This window comes from uncultured Porticoccus sp., assembly GCF_913061305.1.
In the GTDB taxonomy this organism is placed as follows: domain Bacteria; phylum Pseudomonadota; class Gammaproteobacteria; order Pseudomonadales; family Porticoccaceae; genus Porticoccus.
The window spans coordinates 291576-311323 of record NZ_CAJXST010000002.1; the positions used below are offsets into that span (position 1 = coordinate 291576).

14 protein-coding genes are annotated in these 19748 nt (G+C 55.9%); 5 read left to right on the forward strand and 9 right to left on the reverse strand.

Features of this window, described 5'->3' with window-relative positions; genetic code table 11:
* Positions 1-10 precede the first annotated feature (10 nt).
* Positions 11-1717 (forward strand): sodium:solute symporter family protein, encoded by a 1707-nt coding sequence (locus QZ516_RS03450; protein WP_297186229.1) that lies wholly within the window; start codon positions 11-13, stop codon positions 1715-1717.
* A 105-nt stretch (positions 1718-1822) separates the two neighbouring features.
* On the opposite strand, the gene QZ516_RS03455 is transcribed toward QZ516_RS03450, so the two are convergent.
* The 6 genes from QZ516_RS03455 to QZ516_RS03480 form a co-directional block, all read right to left on the reverse strand.
* The gene (locus tag QZ516_RS03455; RefSeq protein WP_297186232.1) at positions 1823-3271 is read right to left on the reverse strand and encodes a mechanosensitive ion channel; all 1449 of its coding nucleotides are present in this window, start codon (positions 3269-3271) and stop codon (positions 1823-1825) included.
* 215 nt (positions 3272-3486) lie between these two features.
* Complete coding sequence (arfB, locus tag QZ516_RS03460) at positions 3487-3900, reverse strand: alternative ribosome rescue aminoacyl-tRNA hydrolase ArfB (RefSeq protein ID WP_297186235.1); 414 nt, start codon at positions 3898-3900, stop codon at positions 3487-3489.
* 266 nt (positions 3901-4166) lie between these two features.
* Positions 4167-6467, reverse strand: coding sequence for a heavy metal translocating P-type ATPase (locus QZ516_RS03465; protein WP_365332826.1), 2301 nt, complete (start codon positions 6465-6467; stop codon positions 4167-4169).
* A 1-nt stretch (position 6468) separates the two neighbouring features.
* Entirely contained in the window at positions 6469-6927 is a 459-nt protein-coding gene (locus tag QZ516_RS03470; protein WP_297186238.1) for an ATPase, read from the reverse strand.
* Positions 6928-7085: 158 nt separating this feature from the next.
* Positions 7086-9491, reverse strand: a complete 2406-nt coding sequence (locus tag QZ516_RS03475; RefSeq protein ID WP_297186241.1) for a phosphoketolase family protein — start codon at positions 9489-9491, stop codon at positions 7086-7088.
* Positions 9492-9649: 158 nt separating this feature from the next.
* A complete protein-coding gene (locus QZ516_RS03480; protein ID WP_297186244.1) occupies positions 9650-10843 on the reverse strand; it encodes an acetate/propionate family kinase in 1194 nt (397 codons plus the stop codon).
* 351 nt (positions 10844-11194) lie between these two features.
* Between QZ516_RS03480 and QZ516_RS03485 the strand changes: the two genes are divergently transcribed.
* The 4 genes from QZ516_RS03485 (at position 11195) to QZ516_RS03500 (ending at position 16515) form a co-directional block, all read left to right on the forward strand.
* Positions 11195-13051 carry a putative nucleotidyltransferase substrate binding domain-containing protein gene (locus tag QZ516_RS03485; RefSeq protein ID WP_297186246.1) on the forward strand — a complete coding sequence of 619 codons (1857 nt, stop codon included), beginning with the start codon at positions 11195-11197 and terminating at the stop codon, positions 13049-13051.
* Positions 13051-13734 (forward strand): exonuclease domain-containing protein, encoded by a 684-nt coding sequence (locus QZ516_RS03490; protein WP_297186249.1) that lies wholly within the window; start codon positions 13051-13053, stop codon positions 13732-13734. Before QZ516_RS03485 ends, QZ516_RS03490 begins: the two co-directional genes overlap by 1 nt.
* Before the next feature lie 134 nt (positions 13735-13868).
* Positions 13869-15806, forward strand: coding sequence for an acetate--CoA ligase (acs, locus tag QZ516_RS03495; protein WP_297186252.1), 1938 nt, complete (start codon positions 13869-13871; stop codon positions 15804-15806).
* Positions 15807-15972: 166 nt separating this feature from the next.
* Entirely contained in the window at positions 15973-16515 is a 543-nt protein-coding gene (locus tag QZ516_RS03500; RefSeq protein ID WP_297186255.1) for a methylated-DNA--[protein]-cysteine S-methyltransferase, read from the forward strand.
* A 59-nt stretch (positions 16516-16574) separates the two neighbouring features.
* On the opposite strand, the gene ppa is transcribed toward QZ516_RS03500, so the two are convergent.
* From ppa to QZ516_RS03515, 3 genes are all read right to left on the reverse strand, one after another.
* Entirely contained in the window at positions 16575-17111 is a 537-nt protein-coding gene (gene ppa, locus QZ516_RS03505; protein WP_297186257.1) for an inorganic diphosphatase, read from the reverse strand.
* A gap of 175 nt (positions 17112-17286) precedes the next feature.
* Positions 17287-17970 carry an OmpA family protein gene (locus QZ516_RS03510; protein WP_297186259.1) on the reverse strand — a complete coding sequence of 228 codons (684 nt, stop codon included), beginning with the start codon at positions 17968-17970 and terminating at the stop codon, positions 17287-17289.
* Between the two features lie 103 nt (positions 17971-18073).
* Entirely contained in the window at positions 18074-19633 is a 1560-nt protein-coding gene (locus QZ516_RS03515; protein WP_297186264.1) for an EAL domain-containing protein, read from the reverse strand.
* Positions 19634-19748 lie beyond the last annotated feature (115 nt).

A 19748-nucleotide genomic window follows, 5' to 3' on the forward strand; every position in this document is an offset into this window, starting at 1 on the left:
GGGCATCGGTATGGGCATTCAAACCTGGACATTTTTACTGGTGGGTCTCAGTTTCGCGTTGTATATCGGTATTGCGATCTGGGCCAGAGCGGGTTCCACCAAGGAGTTTTACATTGCAGGGGGTGGGGTTCCCCCGGTGGCCAATGGTATGGCCACGGCAGCGGACTGGATGTCTGCGGCATCCTTTATCTCCATGGCGGGGTTGATCTCGTTTATCGGCTATGACGGCAGTGTCTATCTGATGGGGTGGACGGGGGGCTACGTACTGTTGGCACTTTGTCTGGCCCCTTACCTGAGAAAATTCGGCAAGTTTACTGTGCCGGATTTTATCGGTGACCGTTATTACTCCCAAACCGCACGAACGGTGGCCGTTATCTGCGCGATCTTTGTCTCGTTCACCTACGTGGCGGGACAAATGCGTGGCGTCGGTGTGGTCTTCTCGCGGTTTCTCGAAGTGGATATCGTTACCGGTGTCCTGCTGGGGATGTGCGTGGTCTTTTTTTACGCCGTGCTCGGTGGCATGAAAGGTATTACCTATACCCAGGTGGCCCAGTACTGTGTGCTGATTTTCGCCTACCTGGTCCCCGCCATTTTTATCTCCGTGATGATGACGGGAAACCCTGTGCCCCAGTTGGGTTTTGGCGGCACGCTTGCCGATGGGTCGGGCGTCTATCTGATGGACAAACTGAATGGCCTATCGACGGAGCTCGGTTTCAATGAGTACACCTCGGGGACCAAGAGCACGATTGATGTGTTCTTTATTACCTTTGCCCTGATGGTGGGTACCGCCGGTCTGCCGCATGTCATCGTACGTTTCTTCACGGTGCCGAAAGTCTCGGATGCCCGTCTTTCCGCGGGCTGGGCGCTGGTCTTCATCGCCATCCTGTACACTACCGCACCGGCTATTGCCTCTTTCGCACGCGTCAACATGATCGAGACTATTAATGGTCCGGAAGGTCAGGGTGTTCCCTATGAACAGGCTCCCGGGTGGATCACAAACTGGGAGCGAACCGGGCTGATAGGCTGGGAAGATAAAAACGACGATGGGCGGATGTTCTATGCGGGTGATGAGCGCAACGAAATGGCGATCGACCGCGACATTATCGTCATGGCGAATCCCGAAATTGCCAAACTGCCGGCCTGGGTGATCGCGCTGGTGGCTGCGGGTGGTGTGGCTGCGGCCCTGTCGACCTCTGCAGGCTTGCTGCTGGTAATTTCCACCTCCATCTCCCATGACCTGCTGAAACGAAACCTGATGCCCAATATCACTGATAAGCAGGAACTGCTCTATGCCCGGATTGCTGCCGCCTGCGGAATTGCCGTGGCCGCCTACCTGGGTATTAATCCGCCGGGCTTTGTGGCGGAGGTGGTGGCGTTTGCCTTCGGCCTTGCCGCATCCAGTTTCTTCCCGGCCATTATTCTGGGTATTTTCTACAAGAAGATGAACAAGGAAGGGGCCATTGCCGGCATGCTGACAGGTATTACTTTTACGGCGTCTTATATTGTTTATTTCAAGTTCATTAATCCGGCAGCGAATACACCGGACAACTGGTGGTTGGGGGTCTCCCCGGAAGGTATCGGTACGTTGGGCATGATCTTCAACTTTGTGGTGGCCTTTATCGTATTGAAGTTGACCAAAGAAGCGCCGGACCATATCAAGGAACTGGTGGAAAGCCTGCGTTATCCAAAGGGCGCAGGGCAGGCACAGGATCACTAGATGTTATTTTCCCCCTTTGGGCCGCTCCTAGAGCGGCCTTTTTTATCGCCCAATAAAAAACCCACCGGGCTGCCCCGGTGGGTGATTGCAGAACGGGTCAGGCCGTTATTTTTTGACGCGATCCAGCAGTGACTGAACCTCTCTGCCCGCGATTTCCTTGCTGCCCAGGCCAATCGCAATGGCTGCGCCGACGGCTACCGCACCAAGCATCAGGCCAAAAGCAATATTGATGATGTCCTGTGCGAGACCGACCTGACGAAGCGCCATGGCGATGGTCAGAAACATGATGGAAAGGCTGGCAAGGTTGCCTGCTGCAGCGGGCATTCCCGCTTCGATAATCAACAGCCGTACTTTTTTGGCAATGAAAATACCGATAGCCAGGATCAGGGCACCCAGCAACACCTGCACCAGGAAACTGATCATGATGGTCACAATCTGGCTGAGGGGTTCAAAGTTGAGTAGCTCAGTGGCGCCGAGAATCGCGAACAGGATAATACCCAGCAATACCAGGCTGCCTGCATACTGACTCGGAGTGCGTTCCAGCCCCATCTTGAAGCCGAGCTTCTCGATTAATTGATCGAACCCGGCCGCTGTCAGTAAATCTGTCACCAGACTGGCAATCAGCTTACCCACATAATAGGAGATGGCGAGTACCAGCACGGCCGCGAGGACGCCAGGCACGGCAGCAAAAATCATATCAATCATGTTTTGTGCCGGCGTGGAAATAGCTGCAATCTTCAGGGCCTCCAGCGATTGTACAATCACCAGCAGCAAAATGAAGGTGTAGATCAGGGTGCCAATCAGTGCCGAACATTTCTGATGAATACCGGACTTTTCACTCAGGCGATCAATACCAGAGGCGGCCAACAGGTTGGTGACAATCTGCCTTACCAGCTTGGCAACGAAATAACCAATGGCGAAGATCAATAGTGCCGAGAGGATATTCGGCAGGTAGCTGAACAGCTTGTCGAACATGCTTTGCAGGGGTGCGACCAGGCTTTCCATCTGCAGGGCGCTCAGCACCATCGGCAGGAAGAGTAGAAATACCAGCCAGTAGCCAGCGGTAGCCAGAGATTGGCTCACGGTTACCCTGTCTTCCTCATCGTGCTCGAGTTTGTTGAGACGCTCGTCGAGTTTGCCCAGCGTGGCGCCCTTCTCAATGGCTTTTTTCACCAGCGCTGCCAGTACCCAGGCGAGCAGTAGCAGGCCGAGCGCTGCAGCAAATTTTGGTAGAAAGGTGAAAATTTCGGTCAGCAACACATTTAATGGCTGCGTCACCGACTGAAGGTCGAGCTTTTCAAAGAAGGAGATAAAGCCAAAGATCATGATGATCCAGAAGGCCGTGGTGGAGATGACCTTTTCCACGGGAAAGTCATCACGCAGCCCGACCGTGCGGGTGAACCGGTTGTCCAGATCGGTTTTCAGCAGCAACCGATGTGACAAACTTTTTACAATACGTGCTGCGATATAAAAGAGGAACAGGTATAAAACGGCCACCAGGAAGAGCAAAACAGGGCCCTCGTACTGGTTCCAGAAGCTGGTTATTTCATTCATAGCGGGATCCCTCTGTTTTCTATTGAAAAACAAGCATAGGAGTCTTGGCCATGAATGTCCAAAAACGGGCCGTGCGAATTGGCAAGCTTTTTAATAGTCAGGTAACTGTATTTGAATGGAAAGTAGACTTGTTTGAATAGAAATTTGCTCGAATAGAAAGAGGTCGGGAGAACTGTAAAAATTAAAAAAATCGGGATTAAATAATTCGATTATTTCTAGTCGATGACTTTGCCACGCAAGGCCTTCGTTTTGCCTCGCTGGGTTTTGTTATCCACTCGCCGGGTCCTGGAGGCTTTGGTCGCCCGGGTAGGTATGCGTGTTTTCTTCACCGCCGTGGCGGATAGAATAACGCCTTTTAGGCGTTCCAGGGCATCCAGCCGGTTTTTTTCCTGGGTACGAAATTGCTGTGCCTTGAGCACAATCACGCCCTCTTTGTTAATCCGGCGGTCGTTCGTGGCCAGCAGTTGTTGTTTGTAGGCATCGGGCAGGGATGATGCGTTGATGTCGAAGCGCAGGTGTATCGCCGACGAGACCTTGTTGACGTTCTGCCCGCCGGCTCCCTGGGAGCGAATGGCAGTCAGTTCAATGTCTTCATCGGGAATGACAATATTTTTAGTGATCTCCAACAACGTCCAATACTCCGATGTTTGCTTCAGACTGAATTATAGGGTGGCAAGAACTGTCAGCAAGTGTGCAGGCGCACGGCCTGCGGTCATTACAGCAACGGAGGATACCTGTCTGCCCGAACAGGAAATTGTTCGCCCTATGTGGATCGCTATGACTGGAAATTCGGCGGCCCGTCGTCTATCGCCATCAACAACGATGAGCGTCGGGATCATTTTACCCTGTCATTGGGCGTGACCCTGATGTTCCAGCCTGTGGATATCATGCCCTGTCAGCTGAGCTTGACGGCTCTCAGGCGCAGGGCATTGCCAATTACGCTGACCGATGACAGGGACATCGCTGCCGCCGCAATGATCGGTGATAACAGTAACCCGGTGAACGGGTAGAGGATGCCTGCGGCAATCGGCACTCCGGCGGCGTTATAGGCAAAGGCAAAAAACAGGTTCTGGCGGATGTTGCGCATGGTGGCGCGGGACAGCCTGCAGGCATCGACAATACCCATCAGATCGCCTCTCAGCAGTGTTACCCCAGCGCTTTCGATGGCAACATCGGTACCGGTGCCCATGGCGATTCCCACATCCGCGCTGGCCAATGCGGGGGCGTCGTTCACGCCATCGCCGACCATGACCACAATGCGCTTCTGGTCTTGCAGGCGGCGAACAGCGAGGCTTTTATCCTCGGGTAAAACCTCGGCCTCGACCTCATCAATGTTTAACTGGCGGGCAATGGCCTCCGCTGATGTGCGGTTGTCACCGGTCAGCATGACCACGCGAAGGCCATCATGCTGTAAGGCACGAATGGCGGCTGCAGTGGTTTCCTTGATCGGATCTGCTATCGCAAACAAGCCCGCGTATTGACCATTTATGGCGATGAAAATGACGGTGGCGCCATCATGACGAAGTGCCTCGGCGCTGTCGGCGCAGGCTGACAGATCGACGGCTTCGCCTTCCATCAACAGACGATTGCCCAGGGCAATCTGGGTGTCTTCAACCCTGCCGGTGACCCCCTTGCCATTGAGGGCCTGAAAATCCTCGGGTTCGGACAGGGTCAATTCCAGCTCACCGGCTTTTGCCAGCATGGCCTCCGCCAGGGGGTGTTCGCTCGATCGCTCCAGGCTCGCACCGAGTCGCAGCAAGGTATTTTCATCAAAGCCTGAAGCAGCGTGGATGCCGGTGACCTGGGGCCTGCCTTCCGTCAGTGTGCCGGTTTTATCGATCACCACGGTATCCACTTTTTCCAGTCGTTCCAGTGCTTCGGCATTGCGAATCAGGACGCCCGCCTGTGCTCCGCGCCCGACGCCCACCATGATTGACATCGGCGTGGCCAGTCCCAATGCGCAGGGGCAGGCAATAATCAGTACGCTGACGGCTGCAATCAGGGCAAATGCCATCGGTGGGGTGGGGCCCCAGATCGACCAGACAATGAATGCGATGATGGCAATGAGTATCACGACCGGCACAAAAATCCCGGCGACCTTGTCCGCCAGACCCTGAATGGGCGCGCGCGTTCGCTGGGCGCTGGCTACCATCTGGACGATCTGCGACAGCATGGTGTCCCGGCCAACTTTATCGGCACGCATGATGAACGAACCCTGGCCATTGATACTGCCGCCGATAACCGTGTCGCCCGACTGTTTTTTGACGGCCAGTGGTTCGCCGGTCACCATCGATTCGTCGATATTGGAGCGGCCCTCAAGCACCTCACCATCCAGCGGTACTTTGTCGCCGGGGCGAACCCTGAGATGGTCGCCCACCTTGACCTGGTCGAGCGGGATAGTCGCCTCATCGCCCTGGCTATCCAGCCGCCGCGCCGTGGTCGGTGCCAGGTTCAACAGCGCCCGAATGGCTCCGGAGGTTTTTTCCCGGGCGCGCAATTCGAGTACCTGGCCCAGCAACACCAGCACGATAATCACAGCGGCGGCTTCAAAATAGACGGCGACTGAACCGTCCTGTTGGCGGAATGCCGGAGGAAAAAGATCCGGTGCCAGTGTGGCAAACAGGCTGTATAGCCAGGCGGCCCCGGTGCCGATGGCAATCAGGGTAAACATGTTCAGGTTGCGACGTAAAATGGAATTCCAGCCACGCTGGAAGAATGGCCATCCCGCCCACAGCACCACGGGGGTGGCGAGTAGCAATTGCACCCAGTTAGACACTTGCGGTGATATCAGACCGTCGGTGTGAAGGAAGTGGCTGGTCATTTCGAGGATAAAGACCGGCAGCGCCAATATCAGCCCAAGCCAGAAGCGCCGGGTCATATCGAGTAATTCCGCCGAGGGTTCGCTGTCGGCGGTGATTTCTTCCGGCTCCAGCGCCATCCCGCAGATCGGGCAATCGCCTGGCCCCTGCTGTTGAATCTCGGGGTGCATGGGACAGGTAAAGAGTGCCCCCGGCAGGGTCTTTTGTTCTGCGGGCCGGCCGTCCAGATAGTGTGCGGGGTCGTTCTCAAACTTTTCCCGGCAGCGTGCGCCACAGAAATACCAGGTTTTGCCCGCATGCTGGGAAAAATGCCTGGTTTCCTGTGGGTTGACGGTCATGCCACAGACGGGATCCTTTGCTTCAGTGGTTTCGGTTATATCAGAGATCGCTCATTCTCCCTGTCTGGGTAGCCAGTCGCATCACTTCGTGTTCCTCCATTTCGAGTAAGGACTCCAGCAGGCCTCTGGCTTCGGGAATTTCCGCTTTACTGGATAGCGTCCGGTAAAGCTCAATCATCTGCTCGTGCAGGCTGAAAACCTCCTGACAGATGTCATCAAAACCCAGCTTGCCAAAAGGGATTTCGCAGGGCTGGGAGATCTTGATTGGCTGGTGTGACAGATAGTCGTAAACATAGGTCTGCATCGCTTTCTGGTCTGCCTGCAGTTCAAACTGGGCGACCATTCTTTCCATCTCTGCCTCGTGATTCGACAGATAGGCAAGCAATAATTTGGCACGTTCTTCCTGATTCTCGCCGATACTCTTATCGAGACAATGTGCCAGATGCGCATGCAGCTGGCGGGTCCAGTCGATCAGTTCGGCAAAGGTTTTGATGTCCATCCTTACTCCCGTTATTTTATTGTTCAGTCTTGATGATTGATTTCAGTGTTCAATAAATACTTTTATACAGCGCTAAATGATTCACCGCCAACACAACTTTTACTCTACGCTGCCGGACCGGTATTTTGTGGTGATGTCTTGCCAAGTGAAACAGGTTGTCACGACGTTGTCTCTGCTCCTGTCCATCGCCAGTTGAGCACCTCTGGCATATCCTGCCCGTATTCATTGATATAGGCCTTGTGCGAGATCAATTTCTCATGGAGCTGCCGCTTCAACTCGGCGCCCTGTTGACCAGTCTGGGGCAGGTAGTCGATGGCGGCCATGGCCAGATGAAAGCGATCCAACCTGTTTCGAACCGTCATATCAAAGGGTGTGGTGGTGGAACCCTCTTCCTGGAACCCGTGTACATGCAGGTTCTGGTGATTATGGCGCCGATAGGTGAGCCGGTGAATCAGCAGCGGATAGCCGTGGTAGGCAAAAATAACCGGTTTGTCTGCCGTAAACAGGGCATCGAAGTTGGTATCGCACAAGCCGTGAGGATGTTTGCTGTCGGGCAGCAGGCGCATCAGATCCACCACATTGACGACCCGGATTTTCACCGCCGGCAATGCTTCGCGCAGGATGGATACGGCTGCCATGGTCTCCAGGGTAGGCACATCACCGCAGCAGGCCATCACCACATCCGGTTCTTCTTCCCCCTCATTGCCGGCCCAGGACCAGATGCCGATACCGGCGGAGCAGTGTTTGACCGCCTGATCCATGGTCAGCCACTGGGGTGCAGACTGCTTGCCGGCTACGATGACATTCACGTAGTTGCGGCTGCGCAGGCAGTGATCGGTAACCGACAGCAGGGTATTGGCATCCGGCGGCAGATAAACGCGGATGATTTTGGCCTGTTTGTTGGCAACCACGTCAATGAACCCCGGATCCTGATGGCTGAAGCCATTGTGGTCCTGACGCCAGACATGGGATGACAGCAGGTAATTCAGGGACGCTATCGGTGGTCGCCAGGCAATATCGCCGGCCACATCCAGCCATTTGGCATGCTGGTTGAACATGGAATCGACAATGTGAATGAAGGCCTCATAGCAGGAAAAAAAGCCGTGGCGGCCCGTCAGCAGGTAGCCTTCCAGCCAACCTTCACACTGGTGCTCACTGAGCATTTCCATCACCCGGCCATCGGCTGCCACATGCTCGTCACCGGGCAGGATTTCGGCGGTGGAGCATCGGTTGGTCACCTCGAATACCGCATTCCAGCGGTTTGAATTGGTTTCATCCGGGCTGAATACCCGGAAGTTTTCCGGGTTGTGGGTGATGACATCGCGAATAAACTGTCCCTGCACCCGGGTGGATTCACAGTGCACTCCACCGGGTGTCTCCACAGCGACGGCATAGTCTCTGAAATCCGGCAGGCTCAGGTCCTTCAATAGCAGTCCGCCGTTGCTGTGTGGGTTGGCACCCATACGGCGTTCACCCTTGGGTGCCAGCGCTGCCAGTTCATCAATGAGCTTGCCCTGTTGGTCGAACAGTTCCTCGGGGCGGTAACTCCGCAACCAGGATTCCAGTATTTCCAGGTGCCCGGGGTGACGCATATCCCCCATCGGCACCTGGTGGGCGCGGAAGGTGCCCTCGGCAGGTTTGTCATCGACAGTTTTCGGACCCGTCCAGCCCTTTGGGGAACGGAGGATAATCATCGGCCAGCGGGGGCGCACTTTAAAGCCGTTGCTGCGGGCTTCAGCCTGAAGCTGGCTGATCTCGGCGATGGCACTGTCGAGTGTTGCCGCCATCTGTTGATGCATCGTCTCTGGCGAGTCACCTTCCACAAAGTAGGGTTTGTAACCGTAGCCGGTAAACAATGCTTCCAGCTCATCGTGGGGAATTCTGGCCAGTACGGTGGGCCCGGCAATCTTATAACCGTTCAGGTGCAGGATGGGCAGAACCGCGCCGTCGTGCACGGGATTGAGAAATTTGTTGGAGTGCCAGCTGGTGGCCAGGGGGCCGGTTTCTGCTTCGCCATCGCCCACTACACAGGCCACGATCAGATCCGGGTTGTCGAACGCAGCGCCGAATGCGTGGGAGAGCGCATAACCCAGCTCGCCGCCCTCATGGATTGAGCCGGGGGTTTCCGGCGCCACATGACTGGGAATCCCGCCGGGGAATGAGAACTGCTTGAACAGCCGTTTCATCCCGATTTCATCCGGGGAAACCTCCGGGTAAGTCTCACTGTAAGTGCCCTCCAGCCAGGTATTGGCCACAATGCCCGGTCCGCCGTGACCGGGGCCTGTGATGTAGAGGATATTGAGATCCAGCGCTTTGATAACCCGGTTGAGATGTACGTAAATAAAATTCAGTCCGGGTGTGGTGCCCCAGTGACCGAGTAGCCGGGGCTTGATATGTGCCTGTGCCAGCGGTTCTCTGAGTAGCGGATTATCCAGCAGGTAGATCTGTCCCACTGACAGATAATTGGCGGCACGCCAGTAGGCATCAATTTTTTGCAGCTGTTCCGCTGTCAGTGGCTGGTGATTCTGCACCATGCCACTGCCCGCTGAATGTCGGTGTTGCATAGAATGTTCCCTTGCCCGGTAACAGAATGTTCATCATAGTCAAAAAAGCCGGTCGTCAGCTACTGTTGACTGTGGGGTATGAGCAGTCCGGACAAGTGTCCAGCCTGACCGGTTGCAATGATGGATAGCCCGGTTGCAAATAACATCGTTGTGGATCGTCAGGGGATGAGTTGCAGGAGGCGGTGGACAGATCTGGCGATAATCAGTGCTTCATCGGTGGCAATCACGCGCACCGTGACCGCGCTGGTTCCGGTTGAGATCACCGCAGCATTGTCGGTATTGGCCTGGGGGTCCAGAGTAATGCCGAGATAGCCGAGCCCCTCGCAGATGCGCGCGCGGATAGCCGGAGCGTTCTCGCCAATACCACCGCTGAAGACCAGTGTGTCGAGCCCCTCCAGGGCAGCGGTATAGCCGCCGAGCCACTTTTTGGTCTGGTAACAGAACAGGGCCAACGCCTCCCGGGCCCGTTTGTCGGTGTCTTCCATGGCCAGCAGTTCCCGCACATCAGCGCTGGTTTCGGAAATTCCCAGCAGGCCGGATTCACGACTGGCCAGCTGTTGAAATTCTGTCGCAGTGATATTCTCCCGTTGCTCAAGATAGCTGGCCACCCCGGGTTCCAGATCCCCCGAACGGCTGCTCATGGGCAATCCTGAGGTCGGTGTGAACCCCATGCTGGTATCAATGCTTTTGCCATTGCGGACAGCGGCGAGACTGGCACCATTGCCGAGGTGGGCAAGAATTACCCGGCCTGCTGTGGCCGCTTTGTCGCCGAGGCTGACCAGTTCTTCCATCAGGTACGTATAGGAAAGGCCGTGAAAGCCATAGCGCCGCACGCCCAACGCCTCGAAGCGGCGGGGAATGGGCAGCAGTTGTGCCACCCGTGGCATGCCGGTGTGGAACGCTGTATCGAAGCAGGCTACCTGTGGCAGGGAGGGAAAACGTTCCTGCAAAGCGTCGATCAACGCCAGCTCGCGGGGCAGATGCTCCGGCGCGAAGGGACTGATGCCTGCCAGTTCGGCCAGCAGTGCCGGGGTAATTCGCTCCGGCTCGGTATGAGACAGGCCGTGGACCAGTCGATGGCCGATCGCCTGAACCGATGAAATGACCCCCGAGGCCTCCAGCCAGTCCACAAAAGACGCGGCCATCGCCGTGGGGTCGGCAGGTATGTCGATGGTCCTGTCGATGGTTTCGCCGGAAATATCCACCATGATCAATCGGGTTCCGGGGATACCGATTCGCTCAATCCGGCCATGCAGTACCTGTTGCAATGGCTCTTCAACCCGGTAATGGGCAAAGCGGATACTGGACGAGCCCGCATTAATAATCAGCATGGTCGGTTTGATTGCGTCCACAAAAGCCATCTCCCGGTGTTGATTCTGAGGGTTGTGTCGTCGACCCGATTAACCGGCCTGGCAAAGGATGTGTCAAGCCGTGCCAGTCGGGTTAATTACGCCACCCAACAACAAAAACATATCTCTGCTGTTTCAGGAAGTCGCGAATTTTCCGTAACAAGACTTTTTGGGTTGATGGTGGTGCGGGTACTGCGAGCGCCGCTGCCCCTTTCTCATTCTGCTTTCTCCTTCCACTTTCGCCTAATTGTTGCAGATACCCACTGGGGGCTATCTTTCAAATAGAATAGGGGCTTTCAGCTAGCGTAACGGCTTTCGGCTAGAGTAACGGGTAATTGTGTTGAGACAGGTTTTATGACCGTCAGTGTAGAAGTGGCCGCAATCAGAGAATTTCTTGCCGGGTGCCCACCCTTTGATGAGCTTCCCGCGGAGACGCTCGGGCGCGCCGCCAGTAAAGTACAGATTGCCTATTACCGTGCCGGCGATCCCAGCGCGGTCCTCGACTATTCCAGCCCGCGTCTGTATGTGGTTCGCACGGGTGCGTTTGAGGTGCGTGACAGCGAGGGGCAGTTGCTCGATCGGGTGGAGCCCGGTGGTTACTTTGGTTATCCGTCGTTGCTGACTGGCGACGCCATTACCAACCAGTTGACAGTGATTGAGGACGGACTGGTTTACCAACTCGACGGGGACCTGTTCCAGGCGTTGCGCTCTGCCAGTCGACCCTTCGATCGTTTCTTCAATCGTGCACATGCCAACCGTTTGCGCCATGCCGTGCGGTTTCGCGAACAGAGTTACCAGCTTACCCGTCGGGTTGGCGACATTTTCTCCCGCGAGCCGGTGGTCGCATCTGCCGATCAGACCGTTGCCGAGGTGGCGAGATTGATGACGGCTGAACGGGTATCCTCTGTGATGGTAATAGATGACAGAGGCCGGTTGTATGGTCTGGTCACCGATCGCGATTTGCGTATTCGTGTGGTTGCCGAAGGTCGCAGTGCGGACACCCCCCTGGCAGAAATCATGACCACGGATCTGGTCAGTGTCTCGGCGGAGAGCCTGGTCTTTGAAGCCACACTATTGATGACAGAGCACAACATTCACCACTTGCCAGTACTTCGCGACGGCAGTCCCGCCGGGATGGTGACCACCACCGATTTAATCAAGGCGCAGAAAGCGGATCCCGTTCTTTTGATTGGTGAAATCGGCCATCAGGAGACGGTGGAGGGTTTACAGCAGGTGTCGCGGGATATTCCGGAATTGTTGGGCAGTCTGATCCGGGCCGGTGCCAGCGCCGACCAGGTCGGACGTCTGCTGACCACTGTGACCGATGCATTGACCCGGCAATTGCTCCAGCAGGCAATGGACAAGCTGGGCCCTGCGCCGACTGCCTTTGCCTGGTTGGCCTTCGGCTCCCAGGGCCGGCAGGACCAGGCCGCGATTTCCGATCAGGACAATGGCCTGTTACTCAGTGACGGAGCGACCGGCGAGGACGACAGCTACTTTAAAGCGTTGGCAACTTATGTGAACGACGGTCTGGACCGCTGCGGTTACAAGTACTGCCCCGGGGAGGTGATGGCCATTACCGATCGCTGGCGGCAACCCCTGGTGGGCTGGAAAAAACAGTTTCTGGGCTGGATTAATCAGCCGTCCACGAAAGCACTGATGCACGCCAGTATTTTCTTTGACATGCGTTGTGTTTTTGGCGATAAGGCCCTGTTTGCAGACCTGCAACAGACAGTGTGCAATGCCGCCAGGGGCAACGAAATTTTTCTGGCCAATCTCACCGCCAACGCCCTGAAACTGACCCCCCCGATGGGTTTCTTCAAACATTTTGTACTGGAACACAGCGGCGAGCACAAACACGCGTTTGACATGAAGTTGCGAGGCATCATGCCGATCAATGATATCGCCCGAATTCATGCGCTTGCCGCAGGCTCCACCGAAATACATACACTGGCCCGTTTGCGTGAGGCGGCCACCAACCGGCAGATCACCCTGAAAGATGCCCGCAACCTGATCGATGCCCACGAGTTTATTTCCCGACTGCGGCTGGAACACCAGGGGGCGATGTTGAAGGCGGGCAGCAAGCCGGACAATTACCTCGATCCGAAAACGCTGTCGTCCCTGTCCCGTCACCAGCTGAGGGATGCGTTCGCGGTAGTGACCAGCGCCCAGGCCGCGCTGCGAGCCAAGTTTACCCGCGGATTGATGTAATGCTGGCCGGTTGGACTTACCAACTGAAACAAAAGCGCTATCTGGCCCGGTGTCAGCATGCCCGGATGCGGGAATACCTGCGGGCCGCAGCCCCGTCCAGAAAAGCGGATTTCCGGAAGAGCTGCTATCTGGCGGTGGATCTTGAAATGACCGGGATGGAGGTCGACTCAGATCATATCCTGAGCATCGGTTTCGTACCGATAGATAACATGAGAGTCACGCTGGCCGGTGCCCGGCACATTCTGGTAAGCAGTTCCCTCGGGGTTGGCCAGAGTGCCGTGATCCACGGTATTCACGACAGGGATATGGTCGGTGCCAGCTCCCTGTCCGAGGCCATGGATTGTCTGCTGGAAGCGTTGCAGGGCAGGGTGCTGTTACTCCACTACGCGGCCCTCGATTTGGCTTTTTTACAGGAGGCCAGCCAGCGTCTTTACGGCGTGCCGTTGCTGGCGATGGTGGCGGATACCCTGGTGCTCGAAAATCAGCGACTGCAACGCAACAGTGCGGGGCAGCATGGGCAGGGCCTGCGGTTGTCGGATTGTCGCCGCCGCTACAACCTGCCCGATTATCATGCCCACAATGCGCTGGTGGATGCTGTCGCAACGGCAGAGTTGTTTCTCGCGCAAGTCGCTCACCGGTTTGGGTGTGAGCACGCACCGCTGACCCGGGTAGTCTCCAGTTAGGGTATATCCAACCGGTCGGACGGAACCTGCGCAGGAAAAACCCCTGTCATGTGTTATGCAAAGGTCGAATAGATGCTAGGCTTCATCTCCTTTAATCTGGACCCTATAGAACTGATAACGAGAGGGAGGATTTCATGTCCGCAACCAATGTTCGTCCCGTCCCCGACGATTTCGCCACCCAGGCGCATATCGACGCTGAAACTTACGAGCGTATGTATCGCCACTCCATTGAGCACCCGGATGAATTCTGGGCCAAGGAAGCCGAGCTGTTTCTCGATTGGGAAACGCGCTGGAACGAGGTCTGTGATTACGATTTCAACACCGGTGAAGCCAGCTGGTTTTCCGGTGGCAAACTGAATGTGACGGTCAACTGTATCGACCGTCACCTGGCGGAACGCGGTGACAGGGTTGCATTGATCTGGGAAGGCGATCACCCGCTGGAAAGTACCGATATCACCTATAACGATCTCAGTGAACAGGTCAATAAACTGGCCAATGTGCTGAAGTCCCGGGGTGTAAAAAAGGGTGATCGGGTCTGCATTTACATGCCGATGATTCCCGAAGCGGCCTATGCCATGCTGGCGTGCGCGCGTATCGGGGCGGTTCACTCCGTGGTGTTCGGTGGATTTTCTCCCGATGCCCTCAAAGACCGGATTCTCGACTCGGATTGTCAGGTGCTGATCACGGCGGACGAAGGTCTGCGCGGTGGCAAGAAAATTCCATTGAAAGCCAATGCCGACCAGGCTTTGCGGGGTTGTCCCAATGTGCACACTTGCCTGGTGGTGGAGCGCACCCGCACTTTGGTTGAGTGGAACGACAAGCGCGATGTCTGGTACCACGATGAGATGGCGGCGGCGAATGATTACTGTGCCCCGGAGCTGATGGATGCGGAGGATCCCCTGTTTATCCTCTACACCTCCGGTTCCACTGGTATGCCCAAGGGCGTGATGCACACCACCGCCGGTTATTTGTTGCAGTGTGCCATGACTCACAAGTATGTCTTCGACCACAAGGACGAAGACATCTACTGGTGTACCGCCGATGTGGGCTGGATAACCGGTCACAGCTATATTGTCTACGGCCCGCTCTGTAATGGCGGAACGTCACTGTTATTTGAAGGCGTCCCCACTTATCCCGATGCCTCCCGTTTCTGGCAGGTGGTCGAAAAGCACAAGGTCACTATCTTTTACACCGCACCCACGGCCATTCGCGCGCTGATGGGGGCCGGTGATGATTATGTCAAAAAAGCCGATCTCAGCTCCCTGCGATTGCTGGGTACGGTGGGCGAACCGATTAACCCTGAAGCCTGGGAGTGGTATTACCGGGTCGTGGGCGATGGTCGTTGCCCGATTGTCGATACCTGGTGGCAGACAGAAACCGGCGCCCATATGCTGACGCCCCTACCCGGTGCCACGCTGATGAAGCCCGGTTGTGCGACCGTGCCATTCTTTGGCGTACAGCCTGTGCTGCTGGATGCCGAGGGGCATGAAATCGAAGGTCCCGGTGAAGGTGTTCTGGCTATCAAAGCATCCTGGCCCGCCCAGATTCGTGGTGTATACGGTGATATGGAACGTTTTCGGGAAACCTATTTTGCCCCCTACAAAGGTTACTATTTTACCGGTGATGGCGGTCGTCGGGATGCCGATGGCCACTATTGGATTACCGGCCGGGTGGACGATGTGCTGAATGTTTCCGGGCACCGCATGGGGACAGCGGAGGTGGAAAGTGCCCTGGTCTTGCACGCCAATGTGGCCGAAGCTGCGGTGGTCGGTTATCCGCACGATATCAAGGGACAGGGTATTTATGCCTATGTCACGCTGATGAACGGTGCAGAGCCATCGGATGACTTGCGCAAGGAGCTGGTGGCACTTTGTGTGAAGGAAATTGGCGCGATTGCCAAACCGGATGTCATTCATTGGGCCCCGGGTCTGCCCAAGACCCGATCGGGAAAAATCATGCGCCGTATTTTGCGCAAGATTGCCGCCAATGAACTGGAGAACCTGGGCGATACTTCAACCCTGGCAGATCCCGCTGTGGTGGACCAGTTGATCGAAAATCGGGCCAATACCTGAGGCTTCGGTCAAACAGCCCGCCGAGCGGGCTGTTTGACAATCCGGTATGGTATGGGGCTTGTCGATAATAGGTCCTGCTGATATCAGTCTGAAGCAATTGCCACCAGCAGATGATTACCGTGATACATTTCCCTTGTCATTATTCCGTCAGCAACAGGGTAGAGAAATGAAAATCCGTCTGGTCGATTATCAGGATGGGCTCAGTGCCCGTTACGGCACCTCGTCCTCACCATTTGGCCCGCTTTGGCTGGTTTGGACAGAATCCGGTATTGAGCAGTTGGTGTTTCAGGACTGCGGTGAAACCGATCCCTTTCGGGTTTTTCCCCGGCTGGATAAATCCCGGTGTTTCAATCGTGATGATGCGGGTGCGGCGACTATCGTGCAAACGCTGTTTTGCAGGCCTGTCGGGGACGCCCCGCAGGAGAACAGCTTGACACTGAGTGCGCAGGGTACGGTATTTCAGCGCCGGGTCTGGCAGGCATTATTGTCGATCCCCTTCGCCAGTGTGACCACCTATCAGCAGATCGCCAGCGCTATTGAACAGCCCAAAGCAGTGCGCGCCGTGGCCAGTGCCATTGGTGCCAACCCGGTGGCCTGGCTGGTTCCCTGCCATCGGGTGATCCGCAGCAATGGCGAGCTGGGTGGCTATCGCTGGGGGCTGTCCAGAAAGCAGCAGATGCTGGATTGGGAACAGGCTGTTCCGGCATGACATAAAAAACCCGGCGGTAAATGCCGGGTTTTTTCGTCTGCGAGCGCCTGCTCGTATTTTCAGTCTTGCTCTTGCAGATAGCGATCCCGCGAAGCGGTAATTTCCTTGCGGGCGGCTTCTGCATTATCCCAACCTTCAACTTTCACCCACTTGCCGGCTTCGAGTGTCTTGTAATTTTCAAAGTAGTGCTTGATCTGCTTGATCAGCAGCTCCGGCAGGTCGGCAATTTCCTGCACGTGGTCATACAGCTTGGTGAGCTTGGTATGGGGTACCGCCAGTAATTTGGCATCCACACCGGACTCATCGGTCATGTTCAACACGCCGATGACCCGGCTGCGGATTACTGAGCCGGGCATGACCGGGTAGGGTGTTACCACCAGTACATCCAGGGGATCGCCATCTTCCGACAGGGTCTGCGGGATATAGCCGTAATTGGCGGGGTAGAACATGGGTGTTGCGACAAAGCGGTCAACAAATATTGCATCACTGTCCTTGTCGATTTCGTATTTGATCGGGTCGTGGTTGGCGGGGATTTCAATGACCACGTTGATATCGTGCGGCAGGTCGTTGCCAGCGGGAATCTTGTTGTAGCTCATATCTCGTCTTCTTCTCTCTTGCGGTTAGGGAAGCGGAAATGCACAGGTCCACCCGGCGGGTTTCCAGAATGGCGGGATTATACTGGCCAGCATGGGCTATTGCCAGTGACACCTTGGTCTATACCGCCGGCTATAAGGCCGTTTGCCGGTGCTGTACGAGGATATCCAGTTCAGGTTACGACGACGATTGTCGGGCGACGACGGGCTCGATGACCAGCTCAACACGGCGGTTTTCAGCGCGGCCCTTGGCAATATTATTATCGGCGATTGGACGGTTCTGACCGAAGCATTGAATCACCAACCTGGTGGGGGTGATACCGCGTTGGGAAAGATACTCCCCAATGGCGAGGGCGCGTTGTTCGGAGAGTCCTTGATTATAGTCAGTCTCTCCCTGGTTGTCGGTGTGACCGGCCACGGTGACGATCGTGCGGTCATACTCCGCCAGAACTCCAGCAATGGCTGTCAGGGCCGATTGAGCATCCTTGTTTACACTCGTGCTGTTGACATCAAAGGTGTTTGTACCGGGGATGATCATGGTGATTTTGCTATTCTGCAGACTGAGATCGATGTCATCACGGCTTAGCTTCTGCTGGAGGTTGGCATACTGGACATCCATGTAATAACCGACCTGTTCCGGGGGCAGCGGGTTGATTTTGCCACTGTCGCTCAACTTTGCCAGACGTTTTGCCGGACTGCTTTTTGTGCTCTCGGCCGAAAGGCTGGTAATTCTGGCCGGCTCTGACTGTTCAGTCAGGGGATCCCACAGGCTACAGCCACCGCTTGCCGATGCAATGATCGCGATGAATAGCCAGTTCAACGGTGTCTTTGGGCAAGCAGCGGGTACAGGTATTTTTTTCAAGCAGTCAATTCTCCGGTGGTTGATGCAGAAGCAGCCCGGGCAGGGTTGAGACGGGTTGGCCACTCCCCAGGGCGGGATAGTTTAGCCGTGCTGAGCTGATCGGTCAGCTGTATTTTTGATGAAAGTCGATAAACTGATGAGCGGTTAAGGGGCGACTGAACAGGTAACCCTGCCCCAGCCTGACGCCCTGGCTCAACAGCCAGTCCACCTGATGATCACACTCGACGCCCTCAGCAATAATATCCAGCTTCAATGATTTTGCCATCTCGATCACATGGACAATGACGCTGCTGGTAACAGCCTGGTTTTCAATGGCGTCGACAAAGGACTTGTCGATTTTCAGGGCATCCAGCTCAAAACTTTCCAGATAGGAAAGGCTGGAGTAACCGGTGCCGAAATCATCGATTGCCACCAGATGGCCCTGTTGGCGAAGGGTGCGAATCTGCTGCCGCGCCGTGTCGCTGTCCACCAATGCCCGTTCGGTGATTTCCAGTTTGATGGCCGAAGTGGCTAACCCGGCGGTTTTCAGCTCGGTTTCAAGGTGGACAAACAGCCGGTCTGTCTGGAAGTCCTGCGCTGAAAGATTGAGGTTGATACTGAGATCCGGGCATTGTTTTAGAAGGTCGCCCAGCTCGCGCAGGATGCCTTGTAGCATGGCCCGTGCCAGATCGGTGGCCAACCCGGCCTCCTCGGCGATGGGAATGAAAATATCCGGGCCGACAACTTCACCATTGTCACGGGTCCAGCGTGCCAGCGATTCCGCGCCGAGGCAGCGACCATCGGACATATCCACGATGGGCTGATAGTTGACCCTCAGTTTATTTCTGGTGATCGCATCACGCAATTCGGCGGCCAGGCTGAGGTGCTGGCGGGAGTAGCGCACCACGGCGAAGACCCAAAGGGGGATCAGTAGCAGGGCCAGTATCGCGGCGGTGATCAGGGTGGGTAGATAGCGTTTCCAGAACTCACTCATTGGCTGAATGGCGACAATATCGATGGGAAGCAGGGTGCCCAGGGAAAACCGGGAAATCATCTGTTCTGTCGACTGATTGACCGTCATCCCCTGTTTGAGGCTTTCCAGTGGTGGAAAAATGGCATTGGATGGCGTTGTGATCATGGGCAGTTTTTCTACCCACAGGCCGGCCATCTGGCCTTCCAAAAGGTCTACGTTCAGCAACAGCCGTGGGTCAATCACCACATCATGGTGACCAAATCGCATCAGAAACAGCTGTACGCCGCCCACTTCTGTGGCCTCGCTGGGCCACCAGGCAATTTCGCCCGAGTCGTAAATACGGCTGGCTTTGGGTGGCGTGAAAGAAACGCCCTGAATAAACCCGGCACCGCAGAGCCGCTCGGCGGCACGCCAGTAGCCAATTGCCCGGATGTAGGGGCGCGCTACGGCGACGTCCTGCATCATAGCCAGATGGGCGGCGTTACAGGGATCAGTAGCTTGCTCATTGAGGGTTTCAAGTAGATTGCGGGCGTCAATAATGGCGTGTTCCGTTTCCTCACCGAGCCGTTGTGACAATTGCTGCAGGCGCTGTTCTTCCGTCATAACGGATTCCCGCCAGATATACCAGCCGAGCAGCACTGACAGGGCCAATGCCCCAAGGACTGTGACGGCCAGGATGCCGAAAAAGATTTTGTCACGACGTGCCAGCATGGAGAAAGTAGACTTGAGCGGTTGGCTACTTTACCAGAGAGTCACCCAAAACGGGTACAGGATTACCGGATAATGCATGCCGGGCAGCGGCGTGATTAAGGAACACGCCTTGATG

Bases quoted from the DNA above. Each gene is read 5' to 3' on its own strand.
- QZ516_RS03470 (WP_297186238.1), bottom strand. From the start codon at position 6,927: ATGGACATCAAAACCTTTGCCGAACTGATCGACTGGACCCGCCAGCTG.
- QZ516_RS03490 (WP_297186249.1), top strand. From the start codon at position 13,051: ATGCTGGCCGGTTGGACTTACCAACTGAAACAAAAGCGCTATCTGGCC.
- QZ516_RS03450 (WP_297186229.1), top strand. From the start codon at position 11: ATGGGCATTCAAACCTGGACATTTTTACTGGTGGGTCTCAGTTTCGCG.
- QZ516_RS03475 (WP_297186241.1), bottom strand. From the start codon at position 9,491: ATGCAACACCGACATTCAGCGGGCAGTGGCATGGTGCAGAATCACCAG.
- QZ516_RS03515 (WP_297186264.1), bottom strand. From the start codon at position 19,633: ATGCTGGCACGTCGTGACAAAATCTTTTTCGGCATCCTGGCCGTCACA.
- QZ516_RS03485 (WP_297186246.1), top strand. From the start codon at position 11,195: ATGACCGTCAGTGTAGAAGTGGCCGCAATCAGAGAATTTCTTGCCGGG.
- QZ516_RS03500 (WP_297186255.1), top strand. From the start codon at position 15,973: ATGAAAATCCGTCTGGTCGATTATCAGGATGGGCTCAGTGCCCGTTAC.
- acs (WP_297186252.1), top strand. From the start codon at position 13,869: ATGTCCGCAACCAATGTTCGTCCCGTCCCCGACGATTTCGCCACCCAG.
- ppa (WP_297186257.1), bottom strand. From the start codon at position 17,111: ATGAGCTACAACAAGATTCCCGCTGGCAACGACCTGCCGCACGATATC.
- QZ516_RS03455 (WP_297186232.1), bottom strand. From the start codon at position 3,271: ATGAATGAAATAACCAGCTTCTGGAACCAGTACGAGGGCCCTGTTTTG.